Genomic DNA, 14,959 nt, shown 5'->3' on the forward strand with positions numbered 1-14,959 from the left:
GTCGCCGCCCATGAACGTGTTGTCCCGTTTCCTCTCCACCCTCCTCGCGCCGGAGCGACAGCGACGTTTCGTCGTCGTGCTGATCATGGCGGTGGTCCTGAGCAACCTGCTGGCGATCGGGCTGGGGGTGTTCAGCCTCATCGGCAGCCGCGCCCAGACGGAGGCCCTGGTAGCCCAGAACGCCCGCAACCTGGCCGGCGCCCTTGATCAGGGCCTCGCCAACAGCGGTCGCACCATCGATCTGGCGCTGCGGGCGCTGGCGGACGAGCTCGAACGGGAGGAGGCGGAAGGGCAGTCCTACCTCACCGCCGACGAGATCCGCGCAATGCTGATGCGCTACAAGGGCTGGTTGCCGGAGATCGAGGGCGTGCGCGTCTACGACGCCAACGGCGCGCTGCGCTGGGAAGGGGCCCTTGGTCCGGTGCTGAAGGCCGACATCTCCGACCGGGAATACTTCCGCACGCTGAAGGCCAATCCCGCGGCCGGGCTTACGGTGTCGCGGCCGGTGATCGGGCGGGTCGTGAAGATCTGGATCGTACCCTTTGCCCGCCGCTACAACCGCGCCGACGGGAGCTTCGCCGGGGTGGTGGTGGCCATCGTGCCGGTCGAGTACCTCACCGCGATGCTGTCCCGCCCGAGCCTCGGGCCCGGCGGCAGCGCGATGCTGCGCTATCAGGATCTGAGCCTCATCACCCGCTACCCGCCCGTCACCGGCCCGGCCGGCGAGATCGGCGAGGTGTGGTCGGCCGAGGGCGTGCGCGAGCGCCTGGGCGCTGGCCAGAACGCCGCGGTGTTCCGCGCCACGGACAGCGGCGATGGTGGCGACGGGAGCGAACGCTTCCTGGCCGTGCAGCGGGTCGATGGCCTGCCCTTTGTGGTGGGGGTGAGCCTGTCGAGCCACGACTATCTCGTGCAGTGGTATCGGGAAGCCTGGCAGACCGGCATCCTGCTGACGGCCTTCCTGATCGTCTCGGGCGGTTCGGCGCTGCTGATCGGCCATCTCTACCGGCGTCAGCAGGACGATGCGAGCCAGGTGAGGGAGTCCAACGTGCGCCTGGCCGCCACCCTGGGCGAGCTGCGCGTGCGGGACCGGGCCCTGGCCGCGGCCGAGGGCATCGGCAAGCTGGGCGTCTACTCCATCGACCTGAGCAACAAGGTCACGACCTCTTCGCCCACCCTGCGTGATGTCTTCCGTGTTCCGCGGGAGCGGCCCTTCGTGCCGGAAGACTGGATCGAGCTGGTTCATCCGGACGACCGCCGGGTGATCGAGCGCTTCATGGTCGGGCTGGTGCAGAACGGCGAACCCTTCGACCAGAGCTACCGCATCATCTGCCGCGACGGGGCGATCCGCTGGGTGCATGGGGTTGGCCTGATGGAGCGCGACGCCGCCGGCCACCCGCTGAGCGTCCACGGTGCGGTGCAGGACATCACCGAATACAAGCAGGTCGAGGACTCGCTGCAGAGCGCCGTGGCCGACTACGAGAAGCTGGTGGCGCGCATCCCCACCGGCGTGTTCGGCTTCCGCTGGCAGCCCGACGGGCTTTCGCGCTTCACCTATGTGAGCCCGCGCTTCTGCTCGCAGCTCGGGGTGACGGTGGAGGCGGCGATGGCCGACGCGCGGCAGGTGTTCTCCCAGGTTCATCCGGACGATCGCCCGGCGCTCAAGAATGCGCGGGCGGGCAGCTTCGACAGCGAGCGCGATTTCACCTGGGAGGGCCGCGTCCGGGTGAGAGGCGAGGTCCGCTGGGTCGGGGTGATCGCCAGGCCGACGCGGCTCGACGACGGTGCGGTGCTGTGGGAGGGCGTGCAGGCCGACGTCACCGACCGCAAGCTGGCCGAGCTGGCCCGCAGCGAGAGCGAGGAGCGCAACCGCCTGCTGCTGCAGTATTCGCCGGTGGGCATCCTGCAGTACGGCACCGATCTGAAGGTGGTCTATTGCAACCTGCAGTTCGCCAACATCATGGCCGTGCCCCACGAGTACATGCTGAGCCTCGACTGCAAGACGCTGAAGGACCAGCGCATCGTGCCCGCCATGCGCGCGGCGCTGGCCGGCGAGCTGGGCGAATACGAGGGTGGCTATCGCACCTCCTACGCCGGCAAGGAGTTGCTGGTGTCGGTGTCCTGCGCGCCGCTGCGGGATGCGGATGGCGACATCACGGGCGGCATCATCATCCTGCAGGACGTCACCGAGCGGATCCGCAAGGATGAAGAGCTGGCCCGCTACCGGGACAGCCTCGAGGAGCTCGTCGCCGCGCGCACCGCCGATCTGGAAACCGCCCGCGCCGAGGCCGAGCGCCTGGCCCGGGTGAAGAGCGAGTTCCTCGCCAACATGAGCCACGAGATCCGCACCCCGCTCAACGGCGTGCTGGGGCTGGCGCGGATGGGCTATCGGGAGAGCGTCGGGCGGGATGCGGCCCGGAACACCTTCGGGCGCATCCTGTCGTCGGGCCAGTTGCTGCTGGGCATCATCAACGACATCCTGGATTTCTCGAAGATCGAGGCCGGCAAGCTGCGCATCGAGGCCATCGAGGTGGATCTGGTCAAGGTGATCGGCGACACCCTGGCGCTGATGGAGGAGCGCGCCGAGGACAAGGGCCTGAGCATCCGCCTGCAGCGGGCGCCGTCGCTGCCGGCGGCGTGCATCAGCGATCCGCTGCGGATCGGGCAGATCCTGGTGAACCTGCTCTCCAACGCCATCAAGTTCACCGAGCACGGCAGCGTCACGCTCTACGCGGGGGCCGAGGGCGACGAACTGGTGCTGCGCATCAGCGACACCGGCATCGGCATGCGTCAGGCCGACATCGACAAGGTCTTCGCGCCCTTCGAGCAGGCCGACAACTCCACCACCCGAAAGTTTGGCGGCACCGGGCTGGGGCTCACCATCACCCACCGCATCGTCGGGCTGATGGGCGGCAGCCTGCGGGCATCAAGCGTGGAAGGCGAGGGCAGCACTTTCGAGGTGCGGCTGCCCTATGTGCCGCTGGTGGCCGCGCACGCCGAGGCCGTGCCGGAAGGCGCCGACGGCGAGCCCGGCACCCGCCTGGCGGGCATCCGCGTGCTGGTGGCCGAGGACAACGAGGTGAACCAGATGGTGCTCGAAGACCACCTGTGCAGCGAAGGCGCCGAGGTGACGCTGGTCGAGAACGGCCAGGCGGCCATCGACTGCGTGCAGGCGCGGGGCGCGTCAGCCTTCGACGTGGTGCTGATGGATGTGCAGATGCCGGTGATGGACGGCCACACGGCGACCCGCCTGCTGGGCGGGATCGCCCCCGACCTGCCGGTGATCGGCCAGACCGCCCACGCCCTCGACGAGGAGCGGGCGGCCTGCCTGGCGGCCGGGATGGTGGATCACCTGGCCAAGCCCATCGAGCCGGAGGCGATGGTGCGCTCGATCCTGCGTCACCGGCGCCCGGCCAGCGCCTGACGCCGCTTCAGCGCATGCCGATCTTTGCGCCGGTGAAGAGGTCGCCGGCACCGCGCGGGGCACTGCGCCAGTACTGACGCGGCGCATTCACCTTGGCGCCGAGCCTGGCGGCGGCGTGCCACGGCCAGTGGGGCTCGTACATCATCACCCGGGCCACGCCGACCAGATCGGCCTGACCCTTCGCGACGATCTCCTCGGCCTGCTCGGCTTCGGTGACGAGGCCCACCGCGATGGTGGGCATGCCGGTTGCGGCGCGGATGCGCTCGGCAAACGGCACCTGGAAGCCCGGCGCCACCGCGAACTTCTGCAGCGGCGACAGCCCGCCGGTGGACACGTGGATGAAATCGCAGCCGCGGGCCTTGAGGGCCTGGGCGAAGGCCACGCTCTGCTCCAGATCCCAGCCGCCCTCGACCCAGTCGGTGGCGGAGATGCGCATGCCCACCGGGCGGTCGGCCGGGAAGGCCGCGCGCACCGCGTCGAACACCTCGAGGGGGAAGCGCATGCGGTTTTCGAGGTTGCCGCCGTAGGCGTCGTCGCGGATGTTGGAGAGCGGCGACAGGAACTCGTGGAGCAGATAGCCGTGGGCGCCGTGCAGCTCGACGCAGTCGATGCCGATGCGCGCAGCGCGGCGGGCGGCGGCCACGAAGGCCTCGCGGATGCGCACGAGGCCGGCGGCGTCGAGGGTCGTGGGGGCCGGCTCGGCATCCGAATACGCCACCGCCGACGGGGCCACGCAGGGCCAGCCGCCGTCTTCGACCGACAGCAGCTGGCCGCCGGCCCAGGGCACTGCGCTGGAGGCCTTGCGGCCGGCGTGGGCGAGCTGGATCGCCAGCGGCATCGACGAATGGTGGCGCACGCTGTCGAGCACCTGGCCCAGGGCGGCGGCGTTGGCGTCGGACCACAGGCCCAGGCAGTCGTGGGTGATGCGGCCTTCCGGCGACACGGCGGTGGCCTCGATGATCAGCATGCCGGCACCCGAGAGGGCCAGACTGCCCAGGTGGATCAGGTGCCAGTCGGTGGCGTTGCCGTCGCCGTCGGCCGAGTACTGGCACATGGGCGCGATGACGATGCGGTTGGGCAGGCTGAGCTTGCCGAGGGAAAAGGGTGTGAACAGGGTGCTGGAGGAGTCAGGCATCGGAAGCGGCTCCGGATGGGCAAAGACCGGATGATCCCAGAAAAGGATGACAGCGGCCCATCCGGGTAAACCGGCGCCGCCCCACGGCCCGGCGCTTGCAGGCAGGATATTTTTGGCGGGCTATCAAGTCGTGTGGACGGGCTTCCGTAATGACCGGATGTGACGAAGCCTGTGCCCGGAGAGAGCCGGTGCGCGCAAGACCTCGGGAGACGACAAGATGCTGGCGACCCCAGAACGACAGAAGCCCTCGGTGGAGCCTGGGGCGCCCACCATCCTGGTGGTGGACGATTCCCGGATCAACCTGAAAGGCGTCAGCCGGATGCTGGAGGGGCACTTCAACGTGCTCACCGCCGAATCCGGCCCGGTGGCCCTCGGCATCGCCGCCGCCCATCCGCGCCCCGACCTGATCCTGCTCGACGTGATGATGCCGGAGATGGACGGCTACGAGGTCATCCAGCGCCTGCGCGCCAACCCGGTGACGCGGGACATCCCGGTGATCTTCGTGACCGCCCGGGTCAACGACGAGGACGAGCAGCACGGGCTGTCGCTGGGCGCCGCCGACTACATCACCAAGCCCCTGCGCGCCGCGATCCTGCTGGCGCGGGTGAAGAGTCACCTCAAGCTCAAGCAGGCCCAGGACGAGCTGCGCACCCAGAACGAGACCCTCGAATCGCGGGTGATGGAGCGCACCGAAACCCTCGGCGCGATCCTCGACAGCGCCGACCAGCTCATCGCGATGATCACCCCCGATGGCGCGCTGATGGCGATCAACCGCATCGGCGCCGAGTTCTTCGGCTCGACCCCGGCCCGGCTGTCGGGGCAGAACCTGTTCGACCTGCTGCCGCCCGAGTTCGGCATCCGCCTGGCCGACCAGATCGCCGAGGTGCTCGCCACCGGCCACAGCTCCGAGATCGACGCCGCCAACCGGGGGCGCATCTTCCACGTCACCGTCTATCCGGTGCCGGGCAACCCGCCGCGGGTGGTGGTCTACGCCAACGACGTGACCGACAAGGTGGCCGCCGAGATCGAGCTGCGCCGTGAGCGCGAGCAGCTTGCGCAATCGCTGGCCCACCAGCGCGAGCTCAACCGCAAGCTCGAAGACGCCCAGAACCAGCTCCTGCAGTCCGAGAAGATGGCCTCGCTGGGCCAGCTCGCCGCCGGTGTCGCCCACGAGCTGAACAACCCGATCGGCTTCGTGCGCTCCAACGTGACCACCCTCGAAGGCTACCTCCAAGGCATCTTCGAGATCCTCCGGGCCTACGACGACAAGGCCGCCGCCGCGCTGCCCGCTCCCGACGCCGCCGAGCTGGCAGCCCTCAAGAAGCAGAAGGATTTCGACTTCGTGCACGAGGACATCTTCCAGCTCCTCAGCGAATCCAAGGACGGCCTCACCCGGGTGCAGGACATCGTCCAGAACCTCAAGGATTTCTCCCGCGTCGGCGGCGCCGGCTGGGGCTGGGCCGACCTGCACGCCTGCATCGACTCGACCCTCAACATCATCTGGAACGAGATCAAGTACAAGTGCACCGTGGTCAAGAACTACGACCCGGCGCTGCCCCAGGTGTATTGCATCGCGTCACAGCTCAACCAGGTGTTCATGAACCTGCTGGTGAACGCCGCCCACGCCATCCCCGAGAAGGGCGAGATCGTCATCACCACCGAGCACGACGCCACCGGCACCGTGCGCATCCACGTGAGCGACAACGGGGTGGGCATCCCCGAAGAGAACTTCGCCCATCTCTTCGAGCCCTTCTTCACCACCAAGCCCATCGGCAAGGGCACCGGGCTCGGGCTGTCCATCGCCTACGGCATCATCGGCAAGCACCACGGCACCATCGACGTGGCCAGCACGGTGGGCAAGGGGACGACCTTCACCGTCACCCTGCCGGTCGAGAACACCGACGACGCGGCGGCTGCCGCGGACGACGCTGCCAACTGAGCGCTCCCGCGCCAGCAACGACAAAGCTGCCCGCGGGCGGCTTTGTCGTTTTCGGATTCCGTAGGTCGGACTTCAGTCCGACTTCACGGGTTGATCTGCCCGCCAGGTGTCGGACTGAAGTCCGACCTACGGGAGAACCCGGGCAGGCCGGCGCCCATATCGAGTGCCCGCCGCCCCATACAGGTGCATCCCTCAGCGGAAGCGGTGGTCCTCGCCCGGGTGCTCGAAGCCGTAGCCATCCCGCCGGCAGGCCGCCATGCCCATGGTCGAAAGCCGCGCGGAACGGCTCTCCTGGGTCGTATCGGCCAGCCAGGCCAGGATTGCCCGCAGCGCGGTGCCCAACTGGAAGTGAAAGTGCAGGGTGTTCATGTCGGTGTCTCCGTCCTGTTTTCTGTTCTTTGACATAGCAAAGGCCATGCCGGTGTTACGGTATTACCGAACAAGACTTGAGTGTGTGATGAATTCAACAGGCATGCGCGTTTGCCGGCCGCACCTACTGGATGATGAAATTCGTGAACAGCGTGGTCTTCACCGGGCCGATGGCGGGCTGGCGATGGCCGCGCTTGTCGGTGTAGGCCGGGTTGCCGACGATGCCATTGATCGCGTCGCGGATCTCCTCGGCCAGGTCGCCGCGGGCCTTGGTCGTCTTCAGCTCGGCGCCGCTGTGGCCGGCCAGCAGCATCAGGATGTCGTTGCGCACCTGGGGCATGTAGGCGTTGATCGCCGCCGCGCCCTTCGGGTCGTCCAGACGCAGGGTGATCGCCAGCTGCACGAAGCGGCTCGAACCGTCGGCGTCCGCAGCCAGGTTGGTGGTGATCGTCTCGAGGGTGATGAGGTCGGCGCCGCCGCCCCCGCCACCGTGATCGTTGGCGAGCAGCGGCTGGGCAAGGCTCAGGCCTGCGATGAGGAGAAGCGGCGCACAGGCGGCGCGAAGGGGCTTGAACATGGCAGGGGCCATCGGATGATTGATCGGGCAGGCCACCCGTCGTGGCAGGACGTGCGCGGGTGACACACGCTCTTCGGCATTTCTTGCCGGAACTTGACTCCCGCGCAGGGCGCCTCAGCCCGGCGCGCGGTAAACCAGCACCTTCAGCGCACGCTCCGGCGCCACGTCGGCAAAGGCCGGCGGGTTGGCCAGGCGCTTGACGAACTGCATCGCCGGCGCGTGTTCGGCCATCAGCCCGTGGAGGAAATCCGCCCCCAGCTTGGGCGAGTTGAGGCACAGCAGCGCCTGCCCGCCGGGCTCCAGCAGGTCGGGCAGGCGGCGCACCAGCCGGGCGTAGTCCTTCTCGGCCACGAAGCTGCCCTTCTGGTAGCTGGGCGGGTCGAGGATCACCAGATCGTAGGGCCCGCTGCGCTTGATCTTGCCCCACGAGGCGAAGATGTCGTGGGGCATGAAGCTCGCCCCGGCCCCCAGCCCGTTGAGCTGGTGGTTCTTCTGGCCGATGGAGAGCGCGCCGCCGGCCATGTCCACATTCACCACCTGCCCGGCGCCCGCCTGTAGCGCCACCACCGAGAACGCGCAGCTGTAGGCGAACAGGTTGAGCACCCGCTGCCCCGGCCGCGCCGCCATCTGCGCCCGCACCCAGCGCCGGCCTTCGGCCATGTCGAGGAAGAAGCCGTGGTTGAGCCCGCGCAGCAGATGCACCCGGAAGCGCGCCCCGGCCTCGCTGATCACATGGGGTTCGGGCACGCTGCCGGCCATCAGCCGCGTCTCGGCGCGGGCCTCGAAGCGGTACTGATACACCCAGTTGAGCGGCTCGCCCGGCGCGACCTGCGCCCAACGGGCTTCCAGCGCCGCGCCGATGGCAGCCAGCTCGTCATCGGTGGCCGGCTCGAAGCTGGTGAGGAGCAGCACCGGCGGATAGGCGTCCAGCGTCCATTGCTCGCAGCCCGGATGAAGCCCGCCACGGCCGTGGAAGATACGCCCGGCGTCGGTGGGCGGCGTGAGGGCGGCGATGGCGTCGAGGAGCGGCTGCATGGGCGGGCGAAGGGCTGGCGGGACGGGCCCGGATTGTCCCGGAAAACTGTTGGGCAGGCGAGGCTTCGGGCGTACGCGGCCTGCGCGGGGATCGACGATGCCCGGCTGGCCGGCGCCGCCCGCATGGGCAAGCTCGACGGGAACGGCGTCGTCCGCAAGAGCGGCAAGCTCGTCTCGCTCTGCGCCGACAAGCCGAAGGAGCCCTTCGGTCGCTTCGTTTATCGCTACGGCAAGCCGGGTGAGGTGGAGATCGAGCACGTCGCCAGCGCCGCAGAGAGGGCCGCCCTCACCAGCCGTGCCACCGGCCCGCGGATGGGCGAGGACATCTTCGCCTTCCAGCGCGGCCCCTTCACCTATTACGTGGTCGAGGCCACCGGCATGGCCCAGGGCATCTCGGTGATGGTCTTCAAGTCCGGCAAGCGGATCGCCGACCTGTTCTCCGGCAACGATGCCGGTACCGATTTCCGGTCCGACATGCTGGAGGTGAACTTCCAGCGCCCGGCCTCGCCGGTGTTCGAGAAGAAGGCGCCGAAGGACGCGTTCTGAGAGTCGGCAGGTCGGGTGGATGCCCCGCGTCACGTCGGGCAAATTACCCTGCGGTTTTGCGGCATCCTGTGGGTCCACCGAAGTTGACACCCCTCGCCATGCTTGCCGCTCCCCGCCTGCGCCCGCTCGACCTCAAGCGCCATCTCTTCGTCCGGGTCAGCCTGTTTGCGCTGATCGTGCTGCTCCTGGGCGCGGTGGTCACGCTGCTGGAGGCCCGCTACCGGGTGCGCGGCGACATTCAGCGCACCGGCGTGGCGATCCGCCAGCTCATCACCGAAGAGATCAACCGCAACTACTCGGCCTACGACGCGACGCTCGCCGAGCTCAACCTGGATCTTTCCGCCCTCAAGGCGATGGGGCAGGTGATCGATTTCTGCATAGAGATGAGCGATTTTCATACCCACGCCACCTATCGCCAGTGCTTTGCCGAGGCGGTTAGCCTGCCCGCGCCGGTCGAGGCATTCATGCGCCGCGTGGTGGGCGACGACGCGGAGTTTCGCGGCAGCATCGGGCAGTACCCGGGCATCACCGGCGGGCAGCTGGTGGTCACGCCCAACTACGGCCGCGAGGTGCTGGAGCTGGCCCTGAAGATGGCCAATCTGGTGGCGGTGAGCACGATGATCCTGCTCTTCAGCTTCTTCGTGTATCGGCCGGTGCGCAACGCGCTGGCGCCGTCCGAGGCGATCCTTGGCACCCTTGGGCGGATGGAGCGGGGCGACCTGAAGGCGCGTATGCCCGGCTTCGCGCTGATCGAGCTCAACCGCATCGCCGAGGGCTTCAACCACCTGGCCGACCGCCTCGCCCGCACCATCCACAGCCAGCAGCGCCTGGCCCACCGGCTGCTGTCGGTGCGCGAGGAGGAGCGCCAGCACCTGGCCCGCGAGCTGCACGACGAGTTCGGCCAGTATCTCGCGTCCCTCAACGCCGAGGCCGCCTTCGCCCGCGAACTCGCCGACGAGGGCGTGCCGGCCCTGCGCCCGTGTGCCGACTCCATCGTCAGGACAGTCGGGCACATGATGGAAACCCTGCAGCAGATCCTCCACCGCCTGCGCCCCACGGGGCTGGAGGAGTTCGGGCTGCTGCCCAGCCTCCGGCAGCTGATCGCCGGCTGGAACCAGCGCAGCCGCGACATCCACTTCACGCTGCAGGCCGGCGAAGGGCTCGACCATCTGCCCGACAACATCAACGTGAGCGTTTACCGGATCATCCAGGAGAGCCTCACCAATGCCGTCCGCCACGGCCAGCCGGGGCGGGTGGCGGTGACGCTGCGGAGCGAGGCAGGCGGGCTGCTGCTGGAGATCCGCGACGACGGACTGGGCTATGGCGGCAAGGACACCCGCCCCGCCGGCAAGCCCGGCGGCTTTGGTCGGCTGGGCATGGAAGAGCGGGTGCTGGCGCTGGGCGGCACCCTGCGCATCGGCCCGGCGCCCGAGCGCGGCACACTGGTGAGCGTGCGCCTGCCCCTCGCCGACGACGCCACCACCAAGGAGACCCCGTGATCCGCATCCTGCTCGTCGACGACCACGCGGTGGTCCGCGAAGGCTACCGCCGTCTGCTGGAGCGCCGGGCCGACCTGCGCGTCGAGGCCGAGGCCGGCTCTGCCGAAGAGGCCCTGCAGATCCTGCGCGAAGGCCAGCCCGACCTCACCATCCTCGACCTGTCGCTGCCCGGCATGGGCGGCATCGAGCTCACCCAGCGCATCCTCCAGCGCCAGCCGGAGGCCTGCATCCTGGTGTTCAGCATGCACCGCGACCCGCTCTTTGCGGCCCAGGCGATCCGCGCCGGGGCGCTGGGCTACGTGACCAAGAGCAGCAGCCCGGACGTGCTGATCCAGGCGGTGTACAAGGTGGCCCGCCGCGAGAAGGTGCTGAGCCCCGACATCGCCCCGGAGATGGCGCTGACCCTGCTGGAGGGCGCCAGCAACCCGGCCGGGGAGCTCAACCCCCGGGAGTTCGAGATCCTGCGCCTGCTGCTGGACGGGCTGGGCACCGAGGAGATCGGCAACATCCTCAACATCAGCCCGAAGACGGTGCAGAACGTGCACTACCAGATCAAGACCAAGCTGGGCGTGCGCACCGACATCGAGCTCGCCCGGTTGGCCATGAAGCTCAAGCTGATCGGCTGAGGCCCGGGGCCGGGCCTCGCCGCGTTACTGCCCCAGGCGATAGACCTGGAAGGTGTCGCCGGCCTTGTAGCCGAAGATCTGATTGCCGCCGGCCGCCACGCCCACGTACTGCACGCCGTCGATCTGCCACGTCACAGGCGGCGCATTGACGCCGGCATCCAGCTGGTCGCTCCACAGGGTTTGCCCGCTGGCGGCGTCGTAGGCGTTGAAGCGGCCGTTGCCTTCGCCCATGAAGACGAGATCGCCCGCGGTGGCGAGCACGCCGCCCACCAGGGGCTGGGCGGTCTTGTGCTGCCACTTCATCCGGCCGGTGGCCAGATCGATGGCCGACAGCACGCCCCAGCGGGGCACGTCCATCAGCGGCTCGAGCGTGGTGTATTCCACCGCCGGCTTGGCGCTGGTCGCGGGGATCACTTTCTTGGTGTATTTCACCGGCCAGTGGATCGCCGGCACATAGGCCACCAGCTTCTTCGCATCCACCGAGGTCGGCGACCAGTTGATGCCGCCCAGCACGCCCGGCAGGATCACCTGGCCGTCCGGCGTGGGGTTGGTGAAGGTGTTCTGGTGGACCACGAACTCGTCCGACTTCTTCAGCAACTCGCCCGTGAGGCGGTTGTGGATGTAGTACCAGCCGATCTTGGCCGCCTGGCCCACCGCCGGCACCACCTTGCCCTGGTGGGGGTAGTCGAACAGCACCGCCGGGCTCGCCACGTCGTAGCCCCACTGGTCGTGGGGCACTTGCTGGTAGTGCCAGCGGATCTTGCCGGTGGCCACATCCAGGCACACCAGCGACACGGTGTACAGGTTGTCGCCCGGCCGCGAGGTGCCGTCCATCTGGGGCGACGGGTTGCCGGTGCCGAAGTAGAGCAGGCCGTTCTCGGTATCGATGGCCGGCGTGGACCACGCCGAGCCGCCGCCGTAGCGGGCTGCGTCCGGGTATTTAGGCAGGTCGGCGCGCTCCTTGTCGATGTCCCGGTGCAGGGCCACGCCGTCGGGCGTGGTGCGGCGGAACTCGCCCTCCCAGTTGGTCGGCGCGATGGTGTCGAACTGCCACACGCGCTTGCCGGTGGCCACGTCGAAGGCCGCGAGGAAGCCGGGGCGGCCGTAGCTGCCGGCAAAGCCCACCACCGCGCCCAGGGGCGCGCCGTCCCGGTCGGAATCCAGATGCAGGCCGTAGCCCACGCCGGTCACGCCGATCAGCACCTTGCCCTTGTGCACCACCGGCGCCATGGCGATGCCCACGCCGGACTGCCCGGCGATGGTGGCCTTGCGCAGCGGGTCGGATTCGTTGAGGGTGGTTACCGACTCCTGCCGGGCGCTGTCGCTGTCGGCCACCTCCACATCCCACACCACCTTGCCGGATTTCGCGTCCAGCGCCACCAGCCGCGCATCTACGGTGCCAATGAAGACCTTGCCGTCCGCCACCGCCACGCCCCGGTTGCCCGGGCCGCAGCACATCGGGTAATCCTTCTTGCGCGGGTGCTCGTAGCGCCACAGTTGCTTGCCGGTGACGGCATCCAGCGCCACCACGCCGTTGAAGGGCAGCGACAGATACACCGTGCGATCCACCATGATCGGCGTGCTCTGGAAGGTGGCCTTCACGCCGCTCTGGTAGGCCCATGCGCGGGTGAGCCTGCCCACGTTGCCGGTGTTGATCTGGCTGGGCGTGGCGTAGCGCTGGTTGTTCAGATCCAGCCCGTAGGTGGGCCAGTCGATGTCGGCGGCGAAGGCCGGAGCGAGGGCCAGGGCGCAGAGGGCGGGGAGGAGTCGAATGGATGTGCGCATCGTTCGGCCCGGATCAGTGGGTGCGCAGGGTCACGCCGTGGCGCTTGAAGATGGCGGCCACGGTGCCGTCCTTCTGCAGGTCGGCGAGGGCGCTGCTGAGGGCGGTGGCGAGTTCCTCGGAATCGGCCTTCACGGCCATCCCGATCGCCCAGCGTTTGGGGTTGAGTTCGCCCAGCTTGGCTTCTTCCACTGCAAAGCGGGTCTCGCCCACCAGCGCGCCTTCCAGCTCGGCCAGGGGCGCCATCACGGCGGCTACGCTGTCTTCCTTCAGGGCCTTGACGGCCTCGCCGATCGACTTGAAGTGGGTGATGTTGGACCGCAGCCGGCCCTGCAGCGCGCCGCCCAGGAAGGCATCCGCCAGGGTGTCGCCCTCGACGCCGATCTTCTCGCGAGTGAACACCTCCAGCGCCACCGCCGCCGAGCCGCTGGGGGCGGGGATGCGGCTGGCGACCCGCGCCATGCCCATCACCTCCTGCTGGTAGGCGCCGAAGATGTGCGCCTGCTCGTTGTCCTTGGCGAACACGGGGTCCACCGGCACGCGAAGCATCACGTCGGCCGGCTCGCCGCGCAGGTAGTGGCCCTTCCAGACCATGTTGCGCAGGTCGTCGCCCATGTCCTCGCCGGCCAGAAAGCCGATGATCTCGGCCTGCAGCCCCATCCTGGCGGCCAGTGCCTGGCCCAGTTCCACGTCGATGCCCTTGCCGGCATCGGAGTAGGGCGGGAAGTTGTTGTACACGGCCACCTTGAGCCGCCCGCGCTTGTGGATGGCGTCCATCTGTTCGTCGGCCTGGGCCGGCAGGTGGGCGGTGAGCAGCAGGGCGGCAAGCCCCAGCAGAAGGCCGCGGCGGGGGGAGGATTTCATGGGTTGTCTCCGGGGAAATGGATGAGGTCTTGTTTTTGCGGATTCTAGGCCCGGCGCGGGGTTCGGGGGGCCTCCCGCCGGGCAACGGGCAAAATCGGCAGGCAGGTCGGGCAAATTGCCCGGGCGCGGTCAGCCTGGCTTCGCCCCGTGCCCTGGGGAAGGCGCCGCCTGGAGGCGAGGGTCGCCCAGCGGAATCGGCCCGGCCAGCTGCGCCAGCACGGCGGGAACCAGCGCGCCGTCGACCGGATGGCCCGCCGCGCGGTGAAACTCGCCCAGCCGCCACCACGGCAGGCCCGGGCGCAGGTGATGGCTGCCGTGCAGGTTGAAGTTGAGGATCAGCCCCCCGAGCACCGGGGGCGCGGCCAGGTTGCGCGCGTGCCGGCGCTGGCCGAGGGGTGTGCCGTAGTGAAAGGCGTTGTCCAGCAGGCTCACCAGCAGCCCCCGCCCGGCCAGCGCCAGCAGAAGCATCCAGGCGTGGGCGCCGTACAGCGCGAAGGCGAGCGCATGGAGCAGCGCGATCGCCGCCGCATCCGTCCGGTAACGCCGGAAGGTGTGCGGCGCCTGCAGCCGGGCAGCCAGGGCCTCGACGACGTTGTCGTCCCGGGCGAGCGCCCGCGCCACGCGCCGGATGATCGGGCGCGGCAGCAGCTCCACCAGCCCGCCCGCCACCTCGAAGAGATGGAGCCCGCCCAGCAACCGGAAGTAATAGGCCAGCCGAACCGCCGCCTGCCCCCGCGGCCCCGGCGTGAAGACCTCCGTCCTGTCCCGCTCGTCCCGGCTGAACGCGTGGTGCAGCAGATGCCCCCCGCGCAGCAACTCGTAGGGCGCACCAAACAACACCCCCTGAATCCGCCCCCAGCGCAGGTTTCCCCCCGGATCCGGGTGCAGCACCCCATGCAGCGACTCGTGAATGAGCGCCCACCAGCCATTGGAAATGAGCACCCACGGCAACAGCAGCCAGCCCCACGCCGCATCCACAGGCAGCAGCAGCGCCGGCAGCAGGATCAATAGAAACACCGCCAGCGCCCCGTGGAAGATGCACAGGGCGATGTTGATCCGGTGAGCCTTGAGCGCAGGGCACATGGCAGTGGCCTCCTCGGGTAAGGGCGGAGCAGAACGCGGCGCCCGCTCGGCTTGAGAGCTTTTTCCGTGCCCGGGTGGA

At 69.0% G+C, this 14,959-nt stretch carries 12 protein-coding genes; 5 read left to right on the plus strand and 7 right to left on the minus strand.

The features are described 5' to 3' along the window. Positions 1-10 precede the first annotated feature (10 nt). On the plus strand, positions 11-3,424 hold the full coding sequence (locus tag Q0672_RS10350; protein WP_298621962.1) for an ATP-binding protein: 3,414 nt from the start codon (positions 11-13) through the stop codon (positions 3,422-3,424). A gap of 7 nt (positions 3,425-3,431) precedes the next feature. On the opposite strand, the gene Q0672_RS10355 is transcribed toward Q0672_RS10350, so the two are convergent. Next, complete coding sequence (locus Q0672_RS10355) at positions 3,432-4,559, minus strand: NADH:flavin oxidoreductase/NADH oxidase (RefSeq protein WP_298621963.1); 1,128 nt, start codon at positions 4,557-4,559, stop codon at positions 3,432-3,434. A 217-nt stretch (positions 4,560-4,776) separates the two neighbouring features. On the opposite strand from Q0672_RS10355, the gene Q0672_RS10360 reads away from it, so the two are divergent. Beyond that, positions 4,777-6,498, plus strand: a complete 1,722-nt coding sequence (locus Q0672_RS10360) for an ATP-binding protein (RefSeq protein ID WP_298621964.1) — start codon at positions 4,777-4,779, stop codon at positions 6,496-6,498. Positions 6,499-6,690: 192 nt separating this feature from the next. Here the strand turns inward: Q0672_RS10360 and Q0672_RS10365 are convergent, their stop codons facing one another. From Q0672_RS10365 to Q0672_RS10375, 3 genes are all read right to left on the minus strand, one after another. Next, on the minus strand, positions 6,691-6,867 hold the full coding sequence (locus Q0672_RS10365; RefSeq protein WP_153161849.1) for a hypothetical protein: 177 nt from the start codon (positions 6,865-6,867) through the stop codon (positions 6,691-6,693). Between the two features lie 124 nt (positions 6,868-6,991). Further along, positions 6,992-7,444 (minus strand): flagellar basal body-associated protein FliL, encoded by a 453-nt coding sequence (fliL, locus tag Q0672_RS10370; RefSeq protein ID WP_298621966.1) that lies wholly within the window; start codon positions 7,442-7,444, stop codon positions 6,992-6,994. 114 nt (positions 7,445-7,558) lie between these two features. Then, positions 7,559-8,479 (minus strand): class I SAM-dependent methyltransferase, encoded by a 921-nt coding sequence (locus Q0672_RS10375; RefSeq protein WP_298621971.1) that lies wholly within the window; start codon positions 8,477-8,479, stop codon positions 7,559-7,561. A gap of 33 nt (positions 8,480-8,512) precedes the next feature. On the opposite strand from Q0672_RS10375, the gene Q0672_RS10380 reads away from it, so the two are divergent. The 3 genes from Q0672_RS10380 to Q0672_RS10390 all read left to right on the plus strand — a co-directional run bounded on the left by Q0672_RS10380 (position 8,513) and on the right by Q0672_RS10390 (position 11,150). Continuing rightward, positions 8,513-9,025, plus strand: coding sequence for a hypothetical protein (locus Q0672_RS10380; RefSeq protein ID WP_153161852.1), 513 nt, complete (start codon positions 8,513-8,515; stop codon positions 9,023-9,025). 98 nt (positions 9,026-9,123) lie between these two features. Beyond that, positions 9,124-10,524 carry a histidine kinase gene (locus tag Q0672_RS10385; RefSeq protein ID WP_298621974.1) on the plus strand — a complete coding sequence of 467 codons (1,401 nt, stop codon included), beginning with the start codon at positions 9,124-9,126 and terminating at the stop codon, positions 10,522-10,524. Further along, entirely contained in the window at positions 10,521-11,150 is a 630-nt protein-coding gene (locus Q0672_RS10390; RefSeq protein ID WP_298621976.1) for a response regulator transcription factor, read from the plus strand. The genes Q0672_RS10385 and Q0672_RS10390 overlap by 4 nt, the downstream gene beginning before the upstream one ends. Positions 11,151-11,174: 24 nt before the next feature. On the opposite strand, the gene Q0672_RS10395 is transcribed toward Q0672_RS10390, so the two are convergent. The 3 genes from Q0672_RS10395 to Q0672_RS10405 form a co-directional block, all read right to left on the minus strand. Continuing rightward, positions 11,175-12,935 carry a PQQ-binding-like beta-propeller repeat protein gene (locus Q0672_RS10395; RefSeq protein ID WP_298621978.1) on the minus strand — a complete coding sequence of 587 codons (1,761 nt, stop codon included), beginning with the start codon at positions 12,933-12,935 and terminating at the stop codon, positions 11,175-11,177. A 13-nt stretch (positions 12,936-12,948) separates the two neighbouring features. Continuing rightward, positions 12,949-13,797, minus strand: coding sequence for an ABC transporter substrate-binding protein (locus Q0672_RS10400; RefSeq protein WP_298621980.1), 849 nt, complete (start codon positions 13,795-13,797; stop codon positions 12,949-12,951). 129 nt (positions 13,798-13,926) lie between these two features. Then, complete coding sequence (locus Q0672_RS10405) at positions 13,927-14,880, minus strand: fatty acid desaturase (RefSeq protein ID WP_298621982.1); 954 nt, start codon at positions 14,878-14,880, stop codon at positions 13,927-13,929. Between the last annotated feature and the right edge of the window lie 79 nt (positions 14,881-14,959).

This window comes from uncultured Zoogloea sp. (assembly GCF_937894855.1).
Taxonomy (GTDB): domain Bacteria; phylum Pseudomonadota; class Gammaproteobacteria; order Burkholderiales; family Rhodocyclaceae; genus Zoogloea; species Zoogloea oryzae.

Excerpts from the sequence above, each read along its gene's own strand:
- Q0672_RS10350 (WP_298621962.1), top strand. The coding sequence starts at position 11 with ATGAACGTGTTGTCCCGTTTCCTCTCCACCCTCCTCGCGCCGGAGCGA.
- Q0672_RS10355 (WP_298621963.1), bottom strand. The coding sequence starts at position 4,559 with ATGCCTGACTCCTCCAGCACCCTGTTCACACCCTTTTCCCTCGGCAAG.
- Q0672_RS10360 (WP_298621964.1), top strand. The coding sequence starts at position 4,777 with ATGCTGGCGACCCCAGAACGACAGAAGCCCTCGGTGGAGCCTGGGGCG.
- Q0672_RS10365 (WP_153161849.1), bottom strand. The coding sequence starts at position 6,867 with ATGAACACCCTGCACTTTCACTTCCAGTTGGGCACCGCGCTGCGGGCA.
- fliL (WP_298621966.1), bottom strand. The coding sequence starts at position 7,444 with ATGTTCAAGCCCCTTCGCGCCGCCTGTGCGCCGCTTCTCCTCATCGCA.
- Q0672_RS10375 (WP_298621971.1), bottom strand. The coding sequence starts at position 8,479 with ATGCAGCCGCTCCTCGACGCCATCGCCGCCCTCACGCCGCCCACCGAC.
- Q0672_RS10385 (WP_298621974.1), top strand. The coding sequence starts at position 9,124 with ATGCTTGCCGCTCCCCGCCTGCGCCCGCTCGACCTCAAGCGCCATCTC.
- Q0672_RS10395 (WP_298621978.1), bottom strand. The coding sequence starts at position 12,935 with ATGCGCACATCCATTCGACTCCTCCCCGCCCTCTGCGCCCTGGCCCTC.
- Q0672_RS10400 (WP_298621980.1), bottom strand. The coding sequence starts at position 13,797 with ATGAAATCCTCCCCCCGCCGCGGCCTTCTGCTGGGGCTTGCCGCCCTG.
- Q0672_RS10405 (WP_298621982.1), bottom strand. The coding sequence starts at position 14,880 with ATGTGCCCTGCGCTCAAGGCTCACCGGATCAACATCGCCCTGTGCATC.